The sequence below is a fragment of the Halomonas sp. V046 genome (assembly GCF_052645355.1).
Genome location: NZ_JBQXYF010000006.1, coordinates 243,983 through 266,915 on the forward strand (window position 1 = coordinate 243,983; position 22,933 = coordinate 266,915).

Consider the following 22,933-nt stretch of genomic DNA (forward strand, 5'->3'; position numbering starts at 1 on the left):
GAGAGGTCCCGTTACCGGGCTCTCCATCGAAGGACGCCGCGACACCGGCCATCACTGCGCACCTTCCCGGGCAATCAGCGTGGCACTGGGCGGAACGGCATCGATAATGGCGCGCGTCTCGTCGAGATAGTCTTGCCAGTCCCGCACCCGGGATATCCGCCCGATCAACCGCCCGTGCTCCACAAACAAGAGCGACGGCACCGGCCACACCTGAAAACGCTCTCGTGCCCGGTCTTCCGCAGCTCGCCCCACCACCGCTGCCACAAAGCCGCCATCAAAGGCCTTGGCGAGTTCCGGCAGGATCGCGGCGACATCATTCGTCTCGAGATTGGTGACCGGGTCACCGGTCAAGAACAGCAGCCGCAGCCCCTCTCCTGCCACGAAGGCGTCCAGCTCGCTCTCAGTGAGGCAGGGATAGTTCAACTCATCGATCAAACGGTTCAAAGGGGTGGTCATGGATGATCTTCCTTGCGCTGCACTGCAGAAAAAACCTTGGTGCCGGCAGACCGATGGCACCGCTTGAGCACCACGCCACGATACCGTCGCGGTCGCAAGCTATTGATCAAACCAACGGCACCACGGAGTGTCATCATCCCGTGGCTGCCCCGGCCTTGCGTGCCGCTTCCAGGTGCGGCGGCAAACGGGGCTCTCCTTGCTCAAGGTCGGGAAAGTAGCCTGAATCGATACTCCCTTCGCTGGCGGCGCTCGTCATGGCGCGCAGCGCATCACGAATCAGCAGTGCTTCTGTTTCTTCCAACGCTCGCCGCGCCGCGCCAAGAAACACCAGCACCCAATCTCCCGCTTGCACCGGATCGATCAGCGTGACGTCGACGTCGTGCGGGGCCTCGCAGGCGCTGTCATCTCCTGCTACACAGCGGGCAATCTGCTCGTTTGCCTCGAGCACCTGCATGGGAATCCCAATACACATCTCGGCTATCCTTCACGGGGTGGCGCCATGCGCAGAAAGCGCGCATCGCCGAACCGGCAAGCCTCGACATCCGACGGCCGCAGGCCCTCGTACTCGCTCAAGCGAAGCGCGCTTGGCCCGAGCTCATCTGTCGCGGACAACGGGTGTGATGGGTGGCCGGAAGGAGTGGGCAATGCATGGCGGGATACGCTGGCGCAGTCGCTCGATGCCTGGGAGGAGCGAAGCTCGATCGCCACGCCCCAGGACACCAGTTCGTCAGCGACCAGGGTGACGACTTCATCGATGCGTGAAGCCACCAGGGGGCGCAAGGAGCCGCCGTAGTCATCGATGACCAAGGGCTGGACGCCCGCCAACACCACGGCCTCAGGTTCCCACCCCAATAGCTGTGCCGCGGCCAGCACCTCCTGAAACCCCGTCTGGTGCAGCGATACCTTTTTTACCCCCATGAAACTGGGTACGGCGTCATCACGAATCACGTGAACCGTCGCCGGGGCAAGCCCGTAGTCGATGGCATCGACGATGATCAGACGCCGGCAGGACTGCACGTAAGGCAACAAGTAGAGCCCCTGCGTGCCGCCATCCATGACGGTCACCTCGTCGGGGAACACAAAGCGCTCGTGCAGCGCCTCCACCGCGCGAACACCAAAGCCTTCGTCCGCCCACAGCACGTTGCCGATACCCAGTACCAGAATCGATGAAGGCACATTTTCGCTATCCAGGTCCATGGCATTGCTCTCGAGAAACGGCCTCGCCGTGGCGATCGCCAGCGAACGTTAAAAGCATCAATGGCATACCGAAAAGATCGCGACAGCCGTATGCCTTTACACGCACCAACACGCACCAATATTCCGCTCTAGACGACACGAAACGCTGCAACACGAAACGACATAACCATGACAACAATGCCAGGAAGTTTATGCCGATAAATACCCATATTGCATTCCGAATACCTTCCGACAAAGGAAGGAGAACGCTGAATAGCAGCAGAATAGCGCGATAGTGCCTCGCCTAACAATTTCACCACCGATCCAGCACAAAACATCGAAAACAATGACCCCATACCTTCCAAAGAAGCAGAGAAATGCTTGAAATCACCCGACCAGTCGGCCGAGCACCCCGGCCGGATCATCATCGAACGCCGCCCCCTGTCATCACCTGAAGGCGCCTGAGTATCAAGCAACGACACACCAACGGCTGATCATCCCTGGCAGCCACCTTGATCGCGTTACAATGGCTCATCGTCCTTGAAGGTTCTCTCGCCGGAAATCATGGTCGACACCATGCTCTGCCGAGACATGATGTCTTCGCGTATCGCCACATAGATATGAATGATGATGAACGTCAGCATCACCCACATGCCAAGTCGGTGCAGGGTATGCACATCCATGCTTTGCCCTACCAGCGGAATGACCCAGCCAAACAGGGCATCCTGCCAGCTACCACGCAGAGCACCCTCGGCGTACAGAGCCATGCCCGTCACGATCATGAACAGGGTGCCCAAGGTGATGAAGAGGAACATCGCCAATTGGGCCAACGGATTGTGCCCGATATACTTCCTCGGCCGCTTCTCAAGAAACAAGTACCAGCGTAGCTCGAAGTAGACTTCCCGCCACCAGGCGGCACGGTGAAGCGGCAGGCGAAATAGCTGCCGGGAATGGTGATTGCCCACCAGTGACCAGTAGAACCGGAAGAGAAAGCCAATCGCCAGAATGTATCCCGCCGTGAAGTGAGCAAAGCGAATGTAGCCCATCACGAAATGATCGCTCGCCTCTCCGGCCACCGTCGGCAGTGGCTTGCCGATGAGGTATCCGGTGACCATCAGCACGATGATGGCCGCCGCATTGGTCCAGTGCCAAAGCCTGACCGGCGCTTCATACACGTAGACCGACGTCTGCTTGACCGAGGAAGGCATAGCGCCGTCCGCACCCGCGGTTTCCGGTTTTTCCGGGCTCTGTGCGCCCGGTGCTCGCGATTGCTGCATGAGATACCCCCTTACCTGACGGTGACGCGAGAAAGCTCTTCACCGTCTTCGCTCATCACGTGGGTGGAACAGGCAAGGCATGGATCGAACGAGTGCAGGGTGCGCAGGATCTCCACCGGCTCCTCCGGCCGCTCCATGGGCGTATCCAGCAGGGCCGCCTCGAAGGCGCCGATGTTACCCTCGGGATCCCTGGGGCTACCGTTCCAGGTGGTTGGCACGATGCACTGGTAGTTTTCGATCTTGCCATCCTTGATGCGAATCCAGTGGCCGTTCATGCCCCTCGGGGCCGCCACCATGCCGACACCCTTTGCTTCCTGGGGCCAGGAGGACGGATCCCACTTCTCGATATTGGCCGTGGCAAGATCACCGTTGCGAATATTGGCCACCAGCTCGTGCCAGTCGTCCAGCATCATCGCGGCGCAGTAGTGAGCCTCGAGGGCGCGCGCCAGGGTCCGTCCGATGGTGGTCGGCAGCGCCTGCCTGGGGGTGAGATCGGTGCCGGCAAGCTGGTTGAGGGCCGCCAGGGAGCTGTCGACCTGATCAACGACGAACGCGTTACCCTGGGCGTAGTTGAGGATGTAGCGTGACAGCGGGCCGACCTCCATGGCGTGTCCCCGCCAGCGCGGCGACTTGATCCACGAATACTTGGCGGATTCGTCGAGCTGCTGGATATGGGTACGCGTACCGATCGTGCCCGGGCCCGGCTCGAAATGGTGCTCGGTAACGCCATCCCAAGGATGCAGGCCGCGAGACTCATCGGCATAGGTGTACCAGGAGTGGGCCACGAACTCCTGAATCTGCTCCGGATCGGTGGGATCCACCGCGTGGATCTCGTTCCAGTTGCCACCCAGGATGGCGCCGCCCTTGAGCTGATCGGTCGACTTGTCGTAGTTGACCTTGGAATAGTCGCCGTAGTCCATGACATTGGTAGCCGACAATCCGCCACCGTAAAGCCAGTCCTTGTAGAAGCTCGCGATGGCGATCACGTCGGGCAGGTAGACATTCTTGGAGAAGGCGAAGGCTTCTTCCATACGCGCCCGGACGAAGTTCAGCCGCTCCATGTTGATGGGCGCCCCCGCGGCCAGATCGCCGTCGATGTTGATGGCGCAAGGCACGCCACCGACCATGTAGTTGGGATGGGGGTTCTTGCCACCGAAGACGGTGTGAACCTTGACGATTTCCTTCTGCAGGTCCAGCGCTTCGAGGTAATGAGCCGTCGCCATCAGGTCCGCTTCTGGCGATAGCTTGTAGGCAGGGTTATCCCAATAACCGTTCTTGAAAAGCCCCAACTGGCCGGATTCGATAAACTTCTTCAGGCGATTCTGTACATCGCGAAAATAGCCGGGTGAGGACAGCGGATGATCAGGCCCGGTCAACTGCTGAAGTTGTGACGTGGCCCGGGGATCGGCCCTCAACGCGTTGACCGGATTGACCCAGTCCAGCGCGTGCAGATGATAGAAATGCACCACGTGGTCGTGCCACTGCAGCACCTTGGCCATCATTTCCCGGATCAGGTGGGCATTGCGCGGAATGCGAATATCCAAGGCGTCTTCCACGGCACGCACCGACGCCAGCGCATGGCAGCCCGTGCACACCCCGCAAATGCGCTCGACGAAGGCCCAGGCATCGCGAGGATCACGCCCCTTGAGTATGACCTCAAGCCCCCGCCACATGGTGCCGGTAGAAACCGCATTACGGATGACATTGTTGTCATCCACATTGACCTCACAGCGCATGTGTCCTTCGATACGTGTCACCGGATCTACGACGATACGCCGCCCACCTCGATCCAGATTGAATCCATTGGGTGTACGAATCTGTGCCATCAATTATCCTCCCTGCTGACCGATGACTGGCGCTTTACCTGCGCCCGTTTCAAGGCACTGACGGCGGCATGAACAGCCACAGCGCCACCCACGCCGGTGGCGACGGCACCGCCAATCTGATCGGCATTGGCTTCGATACCGAACTGATGCACGTCCTGCAATCGCGCGTACCAGGATCCCTTGTCCCAGAATCCATCTTCCGAACAGCCGATGCAGCCGTGGCCGGCCTGGATAGGAAAGCTCACCCCTTCGTTCCAGCGAATCGTCGAGCAGGCGTTGTAGGTGGTCGGCCCCTTGCAGCCCATCTTGTAAAGGCAGTAGCCGCGCCGCGCGCCCTCGTCGTCGAAGGACTCGACGAACTGGCCGGCATCGAAGTGCGGACGCCGGTAACACTTGTCGTGAATGCGCTGGGAATAGAACATCTTCGGACGGCCTGTTCGGTCGAGCTCGGGCAGCCGGTCAAAGGTCAGCATGTAGGTGATGACACCGGTCATGACCTCGGCGATGGGCGGGCATCCCGGCACCTTGATAATGGGCTTGTCGGTGATCACCTGGTGCACCGGGGTGGCCCGGGTCGGATTCGGCCGCGCTGCCTGCACACAGCCGTGGCTGGCGCAGGAGCCCCAGGAGATAACCGCCTTGGCGTGGGCCGCCGTCTCGCGCAGCTGATCCACGAAGGGCCGGCCACCCACGATGCAGAACATGCCGTCCTCGTTCAGCGGCGGATTGCCCTCGACGGCCAGGATGTAGTTGCCCTTATAGCGCTCGATGGTATCGGCCAGGGCGGCTTCCGCCTGATGCCCGGCGGCGGCCATCAGGGTGTCGTCGTAGTCCAGCGAGATCATCGACAGCACCACGTCCTTGACCAGCGGATGCGCCGAGCGAATGAACGACTCAGAGCAGCAAGTGCACTCAAGGCCATGCAACCAGACCACCGGTGTGCGCGGCTTGGTCTCCATGGCGTGGGCGATCTTCGCGGTATAGGCCGGCCCCAGCCCGAGTGCCGCCGCCGTCAACGAACAGAACTTGAGAAACGAGCGGCGCGTGATTCCCTGTCGCCGCATGACATCGTAGAAGGTTTCGATGGACTCCATTGGCAACGACTCCCCTGTCGCAGTGTTCTGTCAGACGTCCCTGGCCCAGCCGTCAGCCCGCGCTACACCGCCCCGCTGTCCCGCCATCCCCGACCATCTCGAGTGCGGCCTTTGCGGGCGTGGCCTTTCCTTTGCGGGTGTGGCCGGCACTACCTGGCCATGACGCCTGCGTTGTCTTTCTCCACACAGCGCAAGGCAAGTGCCATGCCATCCTTGGACATAGACGTCATTTCAAAGACCTAGGGCGCGCCTGTTCGCTGCAGTGATAACCCACTTATCGCCCCGGCCCCGCCCAGACGAGGCGCAACGGCACAGAGTGCAAAGCGGCTTGCCACTCCGCCGGCACCAGAAAGGGGGCGCCCAGGGATTGACATTCCCACCAGCGAAAGTAGAATACGCCGCGTTGAACGGCTACGTAGCTCAGCTGGTTAGAGCACATCACTCATAATGATGGGGTCCCCTGTTCGAATCAGGGCGTAGCCACCAGACACGAAAAAGCCCGTCGATCCTTGATCGACGGGCTTTTTACTGTTCTTTTGCCGTGGGGGCTCTCGTCACGGGCTCGCCACTTCCTTCTCTGCGGTTCCCTCGCTGCCCAGCGCCCCCGCTGCTGCCCCACTGTGTTCGTGCCGTGAAGGTTGGTGACCAGCTGTGACGGCCGGCATTCTTGCTCAACCTTCTTGCCCAGCCATTTCCTCTCGCAGGGCCGCTCGATCAGCGATGCGCCCCAACGGCGATCGAGCGGCCCCCAGGATCGCGATGAGCGGGCAGCGCTTCTTCAGAGGCTACACAGGCGCCCGCGAGTCAAACGGCTTTCGGCGAGCGCGGAGCCCCAAAACCCATACACCAGGCCATGCACTAGCCCCGGGCCATGCACTAGCCCCGGGCCATGGCCCGGCGGGCCCGCCTTGCCGACACGCCCCACTCCCGACCAGGCTCGATCAAGCCAGTTCGGTGGTATTGAAGAACGCCGTCAGCGCGCGGATCAGGTGTTCCACGTCCTGGGTCCCCGCGGTTTCACGAATCGAGTGCATGGCCCACTGGGGAACGCCAACATCCAGCGTCGGTACGCCCAACTCCGTCGCGGTAATCGGCCCGATGGTGCTGCCACAGCCCATGTCGGCGCGGGTGATGAAGGTCTGCACCGGCACTCCGGCCTGCTGGCACAGGTCGCGGAACATCGCCGCAGTGGCGCTGTTGGTGGCGTAGCGCTGATTGGCATTGACCTTGATCACCGGGCCGCCATTGATCGCCGGTCCATGCTGGGCATCGTGTTTGTCGATGAAGTTCGGGTGCAGGGCATGGGCGTTATCGCAGGAAATCATCCGCGATGACTGAATCAGACGAATGTAGCCCTCTTCCCCCCCGGCGCCTCGCTGCCCACTAACGCGTTTGAGCACATCAGCGAGGAAGGGACCCTGAGCACCGCAGGCGCTGGCGCTACCGACTTCTTCGTGATCGTTGGCCACCATCACCATGCCCTGGGAACCATCTGCCTCGAGCATTGCCTCAAGACCTATGAAACAGGACAGCAGGTTGTCGAGACGGGCACTGGCGATCAGCTCACCGCCCACCCCCACCACCGAAGGCGCCTGCAGATCATAGAAGCCGAGCTCAAAGTCCAGTACGGTGACGTCGCTCAGGCCATGCTCGCTCTTGAGCCAGCCGAGCAGCAGCCGATCGACGTCCTCTTGGGCGCCGCCCTGCAGAAATACCGGCGCCATCTGGGTCTGAGCGTTCAGGGTGCGGCCGTCATTGGCATCACGATCGAGATGGATGGCGAGGCTCGGGATGATCGCCACCGGCGTCTTGACGTTCAGTAGCACGCCTTCCAGGCGTCCGTCCGCGTGACGCACATGGACGCGACCGGCGAGCCCCAGGTCGCGATCGAACCAGGGCGACAGCAAGGCACCGCCATAGACCTGAACGCCGAGCTGCAGCCAACCGGCCGAGTTCTGTGCCGCATTGGTCTTGAGGCGCAGGCCGGGGCTATCGGTATGGGCACCCACCATGCGCAGGGCGTCCACTTCACCTTCCGTGGGCAGTGCCACGGCGATGATCGAGGAGTCGTTGCGCGTTACATAGAAGCGATCCCCCGGTTCGAGATGCCACGCATCGGTCTCGTCCAGGCGCCGAAACCCAGCGGCCTCGAGCCGCGAGGCCATGGTCGCCGTGGCGTGCCACGGGGTGGGAGAACAGGCCAGAAACTCGAGCAGACGCTCGATTCGAGCATCATTGTATGGCAAGCACTCCTGTGACATGGGCGTCCTCTGTTGCATGATGGTGGGGGTCATGGGAAAAACAACTAACTGATACAATACCGGGCTGGTCCATCCGTCATGTCCGCTGGGCCCGCCGACCGCGTTGGTGTCAGACCGACGAGTGTACACGAATCCTGGAGTGCTTCATTGATGAGCCTGTTTGAGTCTGCGGGTCGCGCCCTCGCGCTGTCCCTGCTGATCGCCGCCCCGGTCGCGCTGGCCCAGCCAGAACCCGGCGACGACCAGCGTCAGGCGGCCATGGAGGTGGCCGAATCACTACGCTACGGCCACTACGCCGATGTCAGCCTCGACGACCAGTGGTCGGACCGTGCCTTCCATCGCTACCTCGACATCCTCGACGGTCAGCGTGCCTACCTGCTGCAGAGTGACGTCGATGCCTTCCGCGATCTCGGTACCTCGATGGATGAGGCGCTCCAGGACGGCGAACTAGAGCGGGCCTATGCACTCTATGCGCGCTACCACGAGCGCGCCGCCGATCGCATCGCCTGGCTGCTGGAGAGCCTCGACGGTCTCGACATGAGCTTCACCGGTGACGAACGCCTGGAGCTCGATCGCGAAGATGCCCCCTGGGCCGCGAACGAAACCGAGCTCGATACCCTGTGGCGAAAGCGCCTGGCCAACGCCGCCCTCTCACTGTCCATCAGCGGGCAGGACAATGACGAGGTCGTCGACACCCTGCGCGAGCGCTACGAGGCACAGCAGAACCGCCTCGAACAGACCAATGCCGAAGACGTATTCGGTCTGATGATGGCCGCCGCGACCGGCACCGTGGACCCCCACACCGAGTACCTCTCACCGCGCCAGGGCGAGTCTTTCGATATCCAGATGCGGCTGTCATTGGAGGGCATCGGCGCACTGCTCCAGGCCGACGGCGAGTACGTCAAGGTAGCCAGCCTCGTGCCCGGTGGCCCGGCCGAGAAGGATGGCGCCCTGAAGCCCGCCGATCGCATCGTCGGCGTGGCCCAGGAAGACGACAACATGGTCAACGTGGTGGGCATGCGCCTGGACGACGTGGTCGAGTTGATCCGTGGCCCCAAGGGCTCCGAGGTGCGCCTCGAGGTGGTACCGGGTGAAGCGGTCGACATGACCCGTTCCACGGTCATCGATATCACCCGCGACACCGTCAAACTTGAAGACCAGGCCGCCAGCAGCGAAGTCATCGACGTCGCACGCGATGACGGCACCCACCGGGTCGGCGTGATCCAGGTGCCTGCCTTCTACGTCGACTTCGATGCCTGGCAGGCCGGTGAGGAAAACTACCGCAGCACCACCCGCGATGTTGCCGCCGAGATCGAGAAGCTCAAGGCCGACAACGTCGAGGGCATCGTGCTGGACCTGCGCAACAACGGCGGCGGCGCCCTGCAGGAAGCCAATTCGATGATCGGCCTGTTCATCGACCGAGGCCCCACCGTGCAGGTGCGTGACGCTCGCGGTCGCATCAGCCTTTACGGTGACACCGAAAGCGGCACCATGTACGACGGCCCGCTGGTGGTCCTGGTCAATCGCCTGTCGGCGTCGGCCTCCGAGATCTTCGCGGGTGCCATCCAGGACTACGGTCGCGGTCTGATCGTCGGCTCCAATACCTTCGGCAAGGGCACGGTGCAGACCCTGAGCGACCTGAGCTACGGCCAGATCAAGCTGACTCGGGCCAAGTTCTACCGCATCTCCGGCGAGAGCACCCAGCACCGCGGCGTCAAACCCGACATCGCCTACCCGAGCCTGATCGATCCCGAACTGATCGGCGAGAGCGCCCTCGACAATGCCCTGCCCTGGGACACCGTGCGCGATGTGCAGTACCGCAGCTACGGCACTCCGCGCCAATACCTCGGCGATCTGCGCGCCCGGCATCAGAAGCGCGCCGACGAGCAGCCCAACTTTCACTACCTGGAGCGCCGCGCAGAGCTCGCCAGCCGCCTGCGCGAGCAGCACACCAGCGTGAGCCTGAACCGCGAGCAGCGTCAGCTCGAGGCCGATGCCCAAGACGGCGAGATGCTGTCACTGGAGAACCAGCGCAGGGCGGCGCTGGGCATGGAGCAGCTCGACGAATGGGCCGATGCCCGCGGCAACGACGATGACGCCGACACCGACACCGACGCGGAAGGCAACGAGAACGACGAGGACGAAGAGCAGCCGGTGGACCGCGCCGAAGTGGAAGAGTCAGCAGAGATTCTTCTCGACTTCGCTGAACTGGGGCCCAGCTGGCAGTACGCCGTTCAGCAGTAAGCCGTCGCGCACCGATGGGGCCTTGACGGCCAGAACGAACCGTAATGGCCGGGCTACATGCCCGGCCATTGCCGTTACTGGTGCCACCTTCCCGCCCCTATGGCACCATCGCCCCTCTTCCTTGGCCAATCGCAACTAGCATATCAGCGTAGTCTTACGCTTTACTCTCGCTATACTGTTCCACAAAACTGTGCGCGCTCGCCGATCTACCCCTCGCTGAGAAGGACAAGCCATTGCCCTGCCCCCCGGTTCAGGATGGTCGCCTCGCCTTGGACGGCCGTCGCCTGAAACACCTACGTCAACGCCTCGGGCTGAGCCAGGAGGCCCTGGCTCAGCACTGCTTCGATCGCCATCTCTGCGTTTCCATCGCCTCCATCAAGCGAGCCGAGCGCGGCCGCTCGGTGCTCTACCGCACCGCTCGCCACCTGGCCAGCGTGTTCGAGGTGGAGGTCGAGCATCTGGCCGCATCGCGAGTCGACCCGGCGGCCGGCCATGGTGCCGACCCCCACCCCGCCGCGGGGCCTCTGGACGGCCATCCACCGATCGATGGGGCAACGGAAGACGACAACGATGCCCCCAGACAGGTGCTGCGCCTATGCCTGGTCGCCCCCGCGCATGACAACGATGCCGTGGCACGCTGGGACCAACAGATCGCCCTGCACGGCGGCATTCCGTTGCGGGTGGGAGACGCGACCACCGCCGACCAGACCACCGCGTCGCACCGCGGCGATCAGCGTTGCGCCGTGTTCGGCTTGCCCCAAGCCTACCGCAGCGATGCCCTGCGTTGCCTGCACTGTGCTTTGGCGTTGCAGGCGCTGATCGGGCCGGCGACCACGCTGCGTATCGACGCCTGCCAATACCCCCTGTCCGAGCCCACTCACGCTCAAGCCTCGTGCCTCGGCGACGGCACCACGGGCATCTGGTTGACGCGTAGCGTGGCCGTGCAGCTTTCCGAGCACATCGTGAGCGAGGACCTCGGTAGCGGTCTGCTGCACTATCGCGGCCTGCGCCCGGAGGCGACGGCACGCCTGCCCTTGAGCGGCCGCCACGCGGAGATCAGCCAGCTCAAGTCATTGCTCGATACCACCGACCGCTACCAGACCGGTCACCTGGTCTATATCCGCGGCGTCGCTGGCATCGGCAAGACACGACTATGTCAGGAATGCGCGGACATGGCCTTTCAGCACGGCTACGGCGTCCAGGTCGTCTCGGTGCTGGATTTCGGCTCACGCAGCAATGACGGCGCCCTGGCACAGCTGCTGCGGGGACTCCTGTCGCTGCCGATCGATCTGACCCTGGACACCACGCCCGATCCCATCGGCACCGCATTGGCTAGCCTGCGGCTGCCCCTGGACCACGGCGTCGTGCTACGCCCCTTGCTCGAGTTGGCCGCCAACGAAAACCAACAAGCCCTGTATACGGCCATGGGGCACGACGTTCGCCAACAGCGCCTGGTCGAAGCATTCGGCGAACTGATCCAGCGCCTGGCCATCCAAGCACCGCAACTGATCGTGGTAGAGGATCTGCACTGGGCCGATGACGACCTGCTGACGGTGCTGACCAGATTGCTCCAGATCACCCAGGAGGCGCCGGTGATCTGGCTCATGACATCGCGTCTGGAACAGGATCCGCTGGAAAGGAGTCTGCGCCCGGCACTGATGGACCTGCCGCTGTCGTTGATCGATCTGGCGCCGCTGCGAGCGCTCGATGCCTCGGCCCTGGCCGAGCAATTCCCCGACATCCCCGAGCAGTACGCCTTGGGCTGTGTACAGCGAGCGCAGGGCAATCCACTGTTCTTGACCCAACTGCTGATGTTCCATCCGGGCAATTCGCTACCCTCGAGCCTGCACAACCTCATCCAATCCAAGCTCGACCAGCTCGGCACCCAGGAGCGCCGCGCCGTTCGCATCGCCGCGGCCATCGGCCAGCGCTTCCCGCTGGCGGCGCTACGCGCGGTGCTCGGCGACCCCGCCTACCACCCCGACCTGGCCGTGAAGTTACACCTCCTGCGCGCACTCCCGGAGCAACGCTTCCAGTTCGTTCATGACCTGATCCTGCAGGGCATCTACGAAGGCATGCCCGCGCAGCAGCGTACCCCGGTGCATCTCGAGCTGGCCGACTACTACCGGGCAAGTGATGCCGTTCTCCACGCCCAACACCTCAACAAGGCTCGCTCTCTGGATGCCCCGGCGGCCTTTATCGTGGCGATCGGGCAACAGCTGGGTCGCTACCGCCATGCCGCGGCCCTGGCGCTGATCGGACAGTGTCGTGACATCGACTACGCACCACTCGATCTGGCTCGCCTCGCCCTGATGAATGCCCAGGCATGCCTCGCCACCGGCCTGACCCAGGAGGCCTACGGGCACTTCGAGGACGCCGCACGCCTGGCACGCAGCGACACACTTCGTCTCGATGCCCTGCTCGGCCAGGCGCGCACCCTCAACCTGCTGGACGACTTGACACAGGAGGCCGTAATGCTGGATCGCATAGCAGATCTTGCCGAGCCTATCGGCGCCCACTCGGCACTCTCCGAGATGCACTATCTGCGCGGCAACTTGTACTTCCCCCGGGGCGATTTCGGCACCAGCCGACACTTTCACCGCCAGGCCTTGGAACACGCCAGGCTCGGGCAGGATAAACGTGCCGAAATACAGGCCCTGAGCGGGCTCGGCGACAGCTACTACGCCGAAGGGGACATGACTCGCACCTGTGAGGCCTTCCAGCACTGCGTGACCCTGTGCCGGGAATCCGAGCACCGCGATCTCGAGGCGGCCAATCTGTTCATGCTGGCCACCGCCAGGATCTATGCCAACGAAACCCCGCAAGCGCTGATCGACAGTCAGGCCGCCGCCGAACTCGGTCAGAAGGCCGGCAACCGCCGCGCCGAGATCGTCGCCCGGCTAACCGCCAGCTGGATTCTGCTGTCGATGAATCGTAGCGCGGATGCCCAGCGCCATATCGACGCCGCCATGGCCCTGGCGCAAGGCATGGGGTCGTATCGCTTCGAGGCCTTCTTGCTGGAAACCCAGGCCCGCCTGTGGCTGGTCGACAACCAGCAGGACCGCGCCCGAGACGCCATTCGACGCTCGTGGCAACTCGTAGACGAGCACCACCTGCATGGATTTATCGGCCCTTGGGTACTGGCGACGCTGGCGCTGCTGGAACCGGACCCCGGTCAGCGCCGGGCGGCCTTGGCGCAGGGCGAGGCACGCATGGATGAAGGCTGTGTCGGCCACAACGTCTATCGCTTCTTGATCACCGCGGCCGAGGTCAGCCTGCTCGACAACAACGTCGACGACGCCCGCCACTTCGCGAATCGTCTAGCGCAATTCTGCCTCGACAAACCCTGCCCCTGGGCCGACCATCACGTCGCGCTGATCCAGGGCTTGTGCACGTGGTTCGACAGCCAGCAACCCCACCACCTGGATGAGGCGCATGCCCAGTGGCAGCGTGGCGCCGAGGCTGGACTGGCGATGACCTTGCCGCGCCTGGCCGAGCGCTGGGTGCACTGACGCCCTGGCGCCGGGCCCGGATCAGAACCCTCGCAATACCAGGGCAACCGGCCTGTGGCCGTGAAGGGACAAGGTACCCGGCACCCACACGAGCCACGCCGCCAGGTCAGACCAAGGCGTCAGGTGGAGACCGTCATGCCACGCTCGACGCCCCCTCGACCGGGTCCTTCATCACGCACAAGCCTTGCGCCAGCCACTGGGTCTGCTCAAGGCACTGCTCATGCAGGCCGGCGCCTCGCGTCCAACCACCGGCAAACAGCAGCCGAGAGCCCAGGTCGGCGGCTCGCGGCGCCTGCTGACCACGCCACGCCCCCAGTAGACCGGCGTTGTACCGCGCCATCTGCTGCTGAGCATCCATGCACTGGGCGTCGAGCACATTGTGCTTGAAATAGGTCCAGGCCTTGCGCCCCAGGTCGTGATGGGCAAGATCGATGCCGAGCTGATGCTGGTAGCCGCTAAGGCCGGCGGCGCCATCTAGCTGTGGCTTCAACGCCTCGGGCATGCCATCGGCGGGAAAATGCTGAAGGCCTTCGAGAATGCCGCTCGAACAGCGGTCGAGCATGTCATCGAAGGGAATCCGGTTGAGGTCATCGACCAGCGACACGAAGTACTGAGGAAGTCCCGCGAGGTTGTAGAGCGGATTAAGCATGTCGTTCTGGTGGCGATTGACCACGTAGTCGATGCGATAGGGGCTCAGGCTATCCTGAGGCGAGCGGATGGGTATGTTGTAGGTTCGCCAGGCATTGCGGTTCGGCGGCAGGCAGTGAGCCGCGGTGTGACAGACGGCAAAACTCTTGGTGTAGCGCACCCGCCCCAACAGTCCACGCAGGTGACGTTCGACGTCATCGAAGGCATCGGCAAACGAGATCAGCCCTTGGGTGTCATCGGCATGAGTCGCCATCACCGCCAGGTCGAAGGTCCACTCCTGGCCTGCAGACGCCTCCTCGCCGCTACGCCAGTCCCGTCGTTCTCGGACTCTCACGGCACCCGCCAAGGCGTGTACCTCCACGGGAGTGTCGCGCAGGATCTCGACACGCGGCCCCTGACTCGCGCCCGCGGTGACGAACCCCGCCAGTACCTCGAGCCAGTACTGAGCGCCCTTGTCGAAATACCGACGCTCGGGTGCCGAGGCCCCTCCTTCCTGGACGCGGTAGTACTCGAAAGGCGCCTGGAGAGGCATGACTCCCGGGCCACGATCATCGGCGAAGTACATCGCGGAGATGCGCGGATAATAAATCTCATCGCGAACCCGCAACAGCCGGGCCGGCAGCTCGGCATCTTCCCAGTCGATACTGACCCCTTCCTCCTCGGCGGCGCGAGACAGGTTTCGACGAGGCTCGCTCAGGCAGTGCTCGAAGAAGTCGGCGACCGTATAGCGCGGCGTGATGCGCTTATCCTCGATCAGATCGAGCGCGGCCCGATGCACCACCGCCTGCAACGCCGCGAGCCTGCCGCCGTCCACCTCGGCCAGGGAATAGGCCGGATCGGAGACACCCGCGCAGAGGTCTCGGTCATCGGTGAGCACCCGACGGCCATCCTGGCTGAAGTAGCTTTCGGTATTCTGCAACGGCTTCAACTGGTGCAGATAACCGATATCCTCCATCACCGCCCGCAACCGAGGATAGGCCGAGAGATTGACGTCGTTGACCCCAAGGTCTGCCCAGCGCACGTAGTCTTCGCTGTGCCCGGTGCGCGACTTCAGCTTGCCGAGCGACACCAGCACCGTCTCGGCATTGCCGCCCAGCTGGCGCTTGCGCTCGAACAGCGTGATGACGAGCTCTCCGCGTTCTGCCGGCCAGTGCTTCTGCAGGTAGTAGGCCATCGACAGGCCAGAGACACCGCCACCGATGATGGCGATCTTGAACGGAGGGCGCACCATGAGACAACTCCCTGAACAATGAAGGTCCCATCAGAATCGACGTCACCGCCGCCGCCGACAAGCGCCGCCGGGCAACTGATCCCAAACTGATCCTGGTGCGGTGCCGAAACCACCGGACAGCGAACGCCGAGGGGCTCGGCTAGCGCCCCTGCTTGTATGCGGCGATAGTCGCCACGTCATCCACGCCGTCGTCGCTTCTCTTCTCGCCGATCGCCTCGCCCCTCTCCTTGCTACCTGCCCTGGCGCTGTCCTCACCATCGGCTGCCTTTGCCTGCTCATCGTCGGCGTACTTCATCCAGGTCTTGCCCAGGTGATTGCGCAGCTCCGTGCCGATGCGCTCACCATCGCGGGACTCCAGGGCCGCCATGATGGCCTCGTGCTCGGCCATGGCGATCGACCATTTCTCGTTCTTCTGGTTGGACAGATACCGCACCCGATAGAGCTGCCGACTCAGCGTCGTGTGAATGTCGATCAAGGACGCGTTACCCGACAGCGCGACGATGCGGTTGTGGATGTCCTGGTTGAGGCGAAAGTAGTTCTGGCGGTCGCGGCGCAGGAACGCAGCCTTCATTTCGTAGTGAAGGGCCTGCAGCTCTGCGATGTCATCGTCGCTGGCACGCTCGCAGGCCAGCTCTGCCGCGGCCTGCTCCAGGACGCTGAGCACATGGGCCTTCTCCTTGATATCCGCAGGACTCACCTCAGCCACCACGGCACCACGGCGCGGAGAGAGCACCACCAGGCCTTCGGCCGCCAGGATCTTCAACGCCTCACGCATCGGCGTGCGCGAGACATTCAGCTCGAGTGCCAGCGTTCGCTCTGGCAGCCGTTGTCCCGGCTGAAAATGGTCCATCACAATATGCTCACGAAGGTAATCGGCGACCTTCTCGACTAGCCCGGCACGACCGTCCTGCTCTTGGTTTTCCATGGAATCCATCACACTCGCCGTTGATGCCCGAAGGATGGCATACCAAACACCAACGCACAAACGCCGGCCGGTTCGACAACATAAAATAAATTCCCTTTATAACAACGGCATGAGAATCAACTGCCGGCATCTACGACCAAAGTCTTCGGTCCGAACATTGACGCCAAAAATGGTATACCACTAAATTGCTCCCAGAAGATCGACGTCCTGATGACCACGATCGTGACCCCCGCACGCCATGAAGCCGCCTGGCAGGTACCGGAGATATTTTTACTCCATGAATTATCTACATCATTTTGATTCTACTAAAGTTATTGAGGCTTGCGTGGCAGGCGCGGGAGACTTCGGCCGCGGCGTACTGCGCCAGGCCAGGCAGATGAAGGGCCTATCGGCGCGCATCGCCATCGACATCGACGCCAAGACGGCGGCCGAGGCTATCCGCCAGTCAGGCGTACCAGACCACCTGGTAATGGTATGCCAAAGCATCGACGAGGCATCGCGGGCATGGGAAAAGGGCCTCTTTATCGGTGCGGGATCGCTGGACTGCGTCAAGCACCTGCCTTTCGATATCCTGGTGGAATCCACCGGCATACCGACAGCCGGCGCTCGTCACGCCGAAGAAGCGATCCTCGCTGGCAAGCATGTGGGCATCGCCACCAAGGAAACAGAATCGGTCGTCGGGCCCTACCTGACACGCCTGGCCGAACGTCACGGACGCATCTTCACGCCGCTGGATGGCGATCAGCCGAGCCTGTTGATCGGCCTGGCCACCTGGGCAGAAACGCTGGGCTTTCAGATCATCGCCGCCGGCAAGAGCAGCGAGTACGACTTCATCTGGGACGAACAAGATGGCGCCGTGTGGTGCAACGGCGAGCGCTACCTTGCCCCCGACATGGCTGCACAGTGGACACTGCCAGAGGGCCAGGAACACAGCGTCGTCCTCGCCCGCGGCGAGTCGCTGTCGGCCATTCCACAGATTTCCGCCCCGGACCTGTGCGAAATGACCAACGTGGGCAACGCCACCGGCCTCGTTCCGGATCGCCCGGCGTTCCACGCGCTGGTCCTGCGCAGCCACGAAGTCCCGACCCTGCTCGACCTCAAGGCCGAAGGCGGCGTGCTGCACGCCAAGGGACGCCTGGAGGTCTTCAACTGCCTGCGCCGTCCCGATGAACTCAGCTTCGCCGGCGGCGTCTTCGTCGTCGTGCGCTGCGACAACCCCGACGCCTGGGACCTGCTGCGCGGCAAGGGACACGTCTTGAGCCGCCGCGGCTCGGCCGCGATGGTGTATCTGCCCCGCCACCTGCTAGGGCTCGAAGCGCCGATCTCGTTGCTGGATGCGGTACTCAAAGGCCTGCCCAGTGGCGGTGGCAGCGCGGTGGCACCGCGCCTCGACCTGACCGCCCGTGCGACCCAGGACGTCGCCGCCGGCCAGCGCCTGGAGATGAAAGGCCACCATCGCCACATCGCCGGCCTGCGCCCCGAGGTGCATCCCGGCGCAGCGCTGACCGACGGCCAACCGGTGCCGTTCTATCTACTGCCCGGCGCCGAAGTGATTCGCCCCATCGCCGCCGGAGCCACGATCAGCATGGGCGATGTGGCACTCCCCGAATCGCCTCTGCTGACCCTGCGCCAGGCGCAAGATGCGATGTTCTTCGCCGCTCCCTAATCCTCTTCCACCACGGAGACCATTTTCCCGACGGCACACCACGAGCTCGCGACACCGGGCTCGTCCGAAGCAAGATCCACCAGAACCATCGTGCAGCCATAACAACACTCCCAGGAGAACGTCATGTTCCAGAAGCCCTCCCTCACCGCCAGTGCCATCGTGACCAAAGGCTCGCTGCTGACGCTCGGCACCCTCGGCATCGCCCTGATGTGGAACGCATCGGCCACTGCCGCAGGCGACGCCGCCGACTATCCCTCGAAGCCTCTGCAGTTTCTTGTTGCCGCCGGCGCCGGCGGCGGCACCGACAACTTCGCCCGCACCGTCAAGCCGATGCTCGAAGAGACGCTGGATACCCGGGTCACCGTCATCAACCTACCGTCCGCTTCCGGCGCGATCGCCCATCAGCGCACCGCCAACAGCGACGCCGATGGCCACACCCTGGACTTTGCCTCCTCGACCCTGGTGACCTCCCTCGCCGCCGGGCAGAACCCCACCGGGCTGGACGAACTGACGCCGGTGGCTCGCTTTCAGTCGGATGTCATGACGCTGATCGTCAATCCCGAGAAGTACCCCGATCTCGAGTCCTTCCTCACCCACGCCAAGGAAAATCCCGGCGAGGTCATCATCGGCGGCACCCACGCGGCGAGCCCCGACCGCATGGCCTTCCTCTCCTTCCAGGAAGCCTCTGGACTCGACATCAACTTCATTCCCTATGACGAAGAAGGCAGCGTGGCCGCCAACGTGATGGGCGGCAACATCGACGGCCTGTTCGGCGAGATCAGTTCGGCACTGAGCTATATGGAATCCGGCGCGATGATGCCGATCATGGTATTTGCCGACGAGCGCCTGGAGAACTTCCCCGATATTCCCACCACCGTGGAGAACGGCTGGGACCTGACCGACGGCAACGAGCGCGGCATCTTCGTCAATGCCGACACCCCGGCGGCGATCGTCGACCGGCTGGAAGCGGCCCTCAAGGAAGTCTACGACTCCGATGCCTACCAGAGCTATGAAGAGAAGGTGAACCTCCACTATCGCGAAGGCTGGCTCGGCAGCGACGCTTACCGCGAGAAGCTCGAAGAGAACTACGAGCTCTACAAGCGTCTGCTCGAGAACACCTGAACCACGCCCTAGCCTCCTGATCCGGCCGGACACGCCTTGACACTGCCCAGCCGGATCATTCCTGTCATCGCACGCCTGGCCTGCTCGACACCAGGCGCGCCACCGACCATCGGGCCCGACCATGCACGCCAAGGTTTCGCTCTTCGCCATCGCCATCCTGCTGCTGGCATTAGGGGCGCTGGTGCCTACCCTGCAGTTCCCAAGCTCCGAGGACGTCTCGACGTTCATCGGCCCGCGCCTATGGCCACTGATGCTACTGATCATCCTGCTCGGCCTTGGCGGCTTGCTGCTGGCGACCAACCTGCGCCAGGCCCGTCGGGACACCGCCGACGCAGCGCCCGCACGGCAAGACACCGTCGATGCCGACCTGCCACCGAGCCCTGCGCCAGACACAGACCGCGGCGCGGCGACGGTTGCAGACGCCAATGCCGAACCCAGCGGATGGGCGGCGACTCGCCACTGGTGGCTGATGGCCATCACCCTGGCGTACACGCTGCTGATGCCGGTGACCGGGTATCTGATCGCCACCCTCGCCTTCGCGCTCGTTGCCACCTGGCTACTCGGCGCTCGGCACTGGGGCGCGATCGTCATCACCCTGGCCGTCGCCGGCCTGATGATACAAGGCGTATTCGCCTACCTGCTCGGCATTCCCTTGCCATGACGGCGACCCCAACCACCCCTGACTTCTGCGCGCCCAGCGTCCTTCGGAGTTGACGATGTTAGAAAGTTTCCTCAGCGGGCTGGCCGTGGTGCTCCAGCCCATGAATCTGCTGATCCTCACCTCGGCCGTCTTCATCGGCTTCATCGGCGGCGCCCTGCCAGGCATCAGCGGCGTCATCCTGGTCGTAATCCTGCTCCCCGTCACCTACGGCATGGAGCCCACCGCCGCCTTCATGCTGCTGACCGCGATCTATGGCTCAACGGTCTTCTCGGGCCTGATCACTGCCATTCTCTACCGCGCTCCCGGCACTCCCGAGGCGGTAATGACTGCCTTCGACGGCTACCCCATGACCCAGCAAGGACTCGCCGGAAAGGCACTTGGCATCGGCGTGCTAAGCTCCGCCATCGGCGGGCTGGTCGGCACCATCGCGCTGATCGTCTTCACGCCGATGCTGGCGTCGGTGGCGTTGAAGTTTTCCTCGCCAGAGTACTTCGCCCTGGCACTGCTCGGCCTGACCGTGGTGGCCTCGCTCGGTGGCAAGTTGATCTACGGCCTGATCGGCGCCACCCTCGGGTTGCTCCTCGCGACCATTGGCATCGACCCGCTGACCGGCACCAGTCGCTACACCTTCGGCAACCTCAATCTGGCCGAGGGGGTTGGTCTCATTCCTGTCATCGTGGGCCTGTTTGCCGTCTCCGAGGTCATGAAACGCGCCCTCGGCCACGACGTGCATCAGCCGCTGACCCGGGTCAAGATCAAGATCTTCGATGTGCCCATCATGCGCAAGATCGGCGTGACCCTGACCCGTTCGTCTCTGCTCGGGGTGATCATCGGCATTCTGCCCGGCATCGGAGCCAGCACCGCGGCCATGGTCAGCTATAGCGAGACGGTGCGCTGGTCCAAACACCCCGAACAGTTCGGCAAGGGCGCGCCGGAAGGCATCGCGGCGCCGGAAGCGGCCAATAACGCCGCCGCCATGGGCGCACTGGTGCCGCTTTTCGCTCTCGGCATTCCCGGTAGCGGCACCACGGCCATCATCCTTGGCGCCTTCATCATGCACGGCCTGCAGCCTGGGCCGATGTTCATGCTGACCTCCAGCGACCTGATCTACGCCGTCTTCGCCGGTCTCTTCATCGTCAACTTCATGATTCTGCTGTTCTCCAAACCCTTCATCGCGATGTTCACCAGACTGCTCAACGTCCCGTATTCGGCCCTGGGCCCGATCATCATCATGTGCTGTATCGTCGGCACCTACTCGGTACGCAACTCGATGTTCGACGTCTGGCTGATGCTCGGCTTCGGCGTATTGGGCTTTTTACTCGAGAAGATCAAGTTCCCTCTGGTCTCGATCATTCTTGGCCTGGTCCTCGGGCCCATCGCCGAGAGCGAGCTGCGCCGCGCGCTGTCGATGTCCCAGGGCGACCTGTCGATCTTCTTTACCCGCCCCATCAGCGCCTCGTTGATTGCCATCTCCTGTCTGCTGCTGGCCACTGCGATCATCGTGCCGCTGCGCAAGCGCGCGCGCCGCAAGGCCGCTAGTGCCACCGAAACATCCTGACCGCGCGTCGGGCCCTCATCCTGGCCGCACCACGTTCGACGACGACTTTCGAGAACCATCTCGAGACTGGTGCGGCTGCTGCCGTCGACCCAACGCCCAACTGATCCCGGGATGATCCTGACGCAACCACGGCTCTCGACAACACTTCCTGATCTCACCCAACGGCTCACCCAACGGCTCGCCGTGACTCAAGGAGGTCAGGAACATGCCAGTGCTTACCCGACGAAGAACGCCCGTGGCAAGGCACACCCAGGAGACGGAGGCGGCATCCGACTACGTCTTCAGCCACGACGGCCAGCTCATGCTGTCGCGCCCCTTGAACGCCGATCCCGCCGCCCAAGCGTCGCTGCAGGATGCCTTCGCCGAGGCCTGCGCATTCGTTACCGCGATGAATCAAGCGATCACCAGCACCCAGGACCCTCTCACCGCCGCCCCCTACTCGCCGTACAACTACCAAGCCCTTGAACGCATCACTCACGCCTCGCAGCTTTTCGTTCGACTGACCGATGAGGACATCCGCCACGACACCGACAACGTCGGCGCCCAGTTCAACCGCACGCTGCTGGAGTCGCTGCTAGATCTGCCCTGCAACACCGCCGACCTTGCGTTCGCCGACCGCCTGCTGACCGCCATCGCCGAGGAAAGCCGGCGCATCGCACAACGGGCGCACCCTTCGCAAACCCGGGTAGGCCACCTGATGTTCATCTGCGCAGAACTGCTCGGCATGCCGGTGGTCAGCGCCGTCCTGTTTTCCGCCGACTGGCGCTACAACAACAACGCGATCCGCTCCCATCCTTGTCTGAGAAACGACCCACACCCCACCCGCTGGCGGCTACACAAGAGCACCTATCTCTTTGTGCTACCGCCTTCGCCGCGACACGCCACCCATTTCCAGGCGGCGGGGCACGCCACATCGCGACATGGCAAGATGGTCGAATGGCTCAAGGAAGTGCTCACCGAGCCGGACCACTTGCCGCCAACCACAGCATACTAGCGCGCCCTACTGACCGCGCCGCCACCCCGCGCCGGGCTCACCACCGAGCCCGGCCGACAGCTCGCTCAAGCCTCTCTGCCCCATTCATATTACGAATCACCCGCCGCCGAGTTCCCCCACCCTGGCGCTTGGCATGACGGTATCTCACCGTGTCCTTTTCGCACCTTGGCGACGATGGAAACATCTCATCCCATCCCCGCTCCCTGACACCAGGGTGATACTGCTATCGTCCGCATTTCCCCGTCTTTAGACCGACTGATACCACGATGATCCTGACGCCGG

Annotated in this window: 17 protein-coding genes and 1 tRNA gene; 8 read left to right on the forward strand and 10 right to left on the reverse strand. The window is 63.3% G+C overall.

Annotation, left to right across the window (positions count from 1 at the left end; translation table 11 throughout):
* Positions 1 to 51: 51 nt before the first annotated feature.
* The 7 genes from ACUN9Y_RS10255 to ACUN9Y_RS10285 form a co-directional block, all read right to left on the reverse strand.
* Entirely contained in the window at positions 52 to 456 is a 405-nt protein-coding gene (locus ACUN9Y_RS10255; RefSeq protein ID WP_445460607.1) for a hypothetical protein, read from the reverse strand.
* Between the two features lie 133 nt (positions 457 to 589).
* Positions 590 to 928 (reverse strand): HypC/HybG/HupF family hydrogenase formation chaperone, encoded by a 339-nt coding sequence (hypC, locus tag ACUN9Y_RS10260; RefSeq protein ID WP_445460608.1) that lies wholly within the window; start codon positions 926 to 928, stop codon positions 590 to 592.
* Between the two features lie 5 nt (positions 929 to 933).
* Positions 934 to 1,653 (reverse strand): HyaD/HybD family hydrogenase maturation endopeptidase, encoded by a 720-nt coding sequence (locus tag ACUN9Y_RS10265; RefSeq protein WP_445460609.1) that lies wholly within the window; start codon positions 1,651 to 1,653, stop codon positions 934 to 936.
* A gap of 128 nt (positions 1,654 to 1,781) precedes the next feature.
* A complete protein-coding gene (locus tag ACUN9Y_RS10270; protein WP_445460610.1) occupies positions 1,782 to 2,108 on the reverse strand; it encodes a hypothetical protein in 327 nt (108 codons plus the stop codon).
* Positions 2,109 to 2,153: 45 nt separating this feature from the next.
* Positions 2,154 to 2,909: a Ni/Fe-hydrogenase, b-type cytochrome subunit gene (gene cybH / locus ACUN9Y_RS10275; protein WP_445460611.1), complete on the reverse strand. Its 756-nt coding sequence runs from the start codon at positions 2,907 to 2,909 to the stop codon at positions 2,154 to 2,156.
* Between the two features lie 11 nt (positions 2,910 to 2,920).
* The gene (locus ACUN9Y_RS10280; RefSeq protein WP_445460612.1) at positions 2,921 to 4,735 is read right to left on the reverse strand and encodes a nickel-dependent hydrogenase large subunit; all 1,815 of its coding nucleotides are present in this window, start codon (positions 4,733 to 4,735) and stop codon (positions 2,921 to 2,923) included.
* Positions 4,735 to 5,829, reverse strand: coding sequence for a hydrogenase small subunit (locus tag ACUN9Y_RS10285; protein WP_445460613.1), 1,095 nt, complete (start codon positions 5,827 to 5,829; stop codon positions 4,735 to 4,737). The genes ACUN9Y_RS10280 and ACUN9Y_RS10285 overlap by 1 nt, the downstream gene beginning before the upstream one ends.
* Positions 5,830 to 6,238: 409 nt before the next feature.
* Here ACUN9Y_RS10285 and ACUN9Y_RS10290 point away from each other — a divergent pair.
* Positions 6,239 to 6,315: transfer RNA gene (locus ACUN9Y_RS10290), tRNA-Met, on the forward strand.
* Between the two features lie 455 nt (positions 6,316 to 6,770).
* Here the strand turns inward: ACUN9Y_RS10290 and ACUN9Y_RS10295 are convergent.
* On the reverse strand, positions 6,771 to 8,075 hold the full coding sequence (locus tag ACUN9Y_RS10295) for a M18 family aminopeptidase (protein WP_445460614.1): 1,305 nt from the start codon (positions 8,073 to 8,075) through the stop codon (positions 6,771 to 6,773).
* A gap of 165 nt (positions 8,076 to 8,240) precedes the next feature.
* Here ACUN9Y_RS10295 and ACUN9Y_RS10300 point away from each other — a divergent pair, with 165 nt between their 5' ends.
* Positions 8,241 to 10,334: a carboxy terminal-processing peptidase gene (locus ACUN9Y_RS10300; RefSeq protein ID WP_445460615.1), complete on the forward strand. Its 2,094-nt coding sequence runs from the start codon at positions 8,241 to 8,243 to the stop codon at positions 10,332 to 10,334.
* Positions 10,335 to 10,567: 233 nt separating this feature from the next.
* Positions 10,568 to 13,846, forward strand: a complete 3,279-nt coding sequence (locus tag ACUN9Y_RS10305; protein WP_445460616.1) for an ATP-binding protein — start codon at positions 10,568 to 10,570, stop codon at positions 13,844 to 13,846.
* A gap of 133 nt (positions 13,847 to 13,979) precedes the next feature.
* Here ACUN9Y_RS10305 and ACUN9Y_RS10310 read toward each other — a convergent pair whose 3' ends face one another.
* Both ACUN9Y_RS10310 and ACUN9Y_RS10315 read right to left on the reverse strand, forming a co-directional pair.
* On the reverse strand, positions 13,980 to 15,725 hold the full coding sequence (locus ACUN9Y_RS10310) for an NAD(P)-binding protein (protein ID WP_445460617.1): 1,746 nt from the start codon (positions 15,723 to 15,725) through the stop codon (positions 13,980 to 13,982).
* Between the two features lie 139 nt (positions 15,726 to 15,864).
* Positions 15,865 to 16,659: a GntR family transcriptional regulator gene (locus tag ACUN9Y_RS10315; RefSeq protein WP_445460618.1), complete on the reverse strand. Its 795-nt coding sequence runs from the start codon at positions 16,657 to 16,659 to the stop codon at positions 15,865 to 15,867.
* A 316-nt stretch (positions 16,660 to 16,975) separates the two neighbouring features.
* Here ACUN9Y_RS10315 and ACUN9Y_RS10320 point away from each other — a divergent pair, with 316 nt between their 5' ends.
* The 5 genes from ACUN9Y_RS10320 (at position 16,976) to ACUN9Y_RS10340 (ending at position 22,651) form a co-directional block, all read left to right on the forward strand.
* Positions 16,976 to 18,316 carry a flagellar biosynthesis protein FlgA gene (locus tag ACUN9Y_RS10320; protein WP_445460619.1) on the forward strand — a complete coding sequence of 447 codons (1,341 nt, stop codon included), beginning with the start codon at positions 16,976 to 16,978 and terminating at the stop codon, positions 18,314 to 18,316.
* 123 nt (positions 18,317 to 18,439) lie between these two features.
* Positions 18,440 to 19,438 (forward strand): tripartite tricarboxylate transporter substrate binding protein, encoded by a 999-nt coding sequence (locus tag ACUN9Y_RS10325; RefSeq protein ID WP_445460620.1) that lies wholly within the window; start codon positions 18,440 to 18,442, stop codon positions 19,436 to 19,438.
* A 121-nt stretch (positions 19,439 to 19,559) separates the two neighbouring features.
* Complete coding sequence (locus ACUN9Y_RS10330) at positions 19,560 to 20,099, forward strand: tripartite tricarboxylate transporter TctB family protein (protein WP_445460621.1); 540 nt, start codon at positions 19,560 to 19,562, stop codon at positions 20,097 to 20,099.
* Positions 20,100 to 20,154: 55 nt separating this feature from the next.
* The gene (locus ACUN9Y_RS10335; protein WP_445460622.1) at positions 20,155 to 21,657 is read left to right on the forward strand and encodes a tripartite tricarboxylate transporter permease; all 1,503 of its coding nucleotides are present in this window, start codon (positions 20,155 to 20,157) and stop codon (positions 21,655 to 21,657) included.
* Between the two features lie 205 nt (positions 21,658 to 21,862).
* Entirely contained in the window at positions 21,863 to 22,651 is a 789-nt protein-coding gene (locus tag ACUN9Y_RS10340; protein WP_445460623.1) for a hypothetical protein, read from the forward strand.
* Positions 22,652 to 22,933 lie beyond the last annotated feature (282 nt).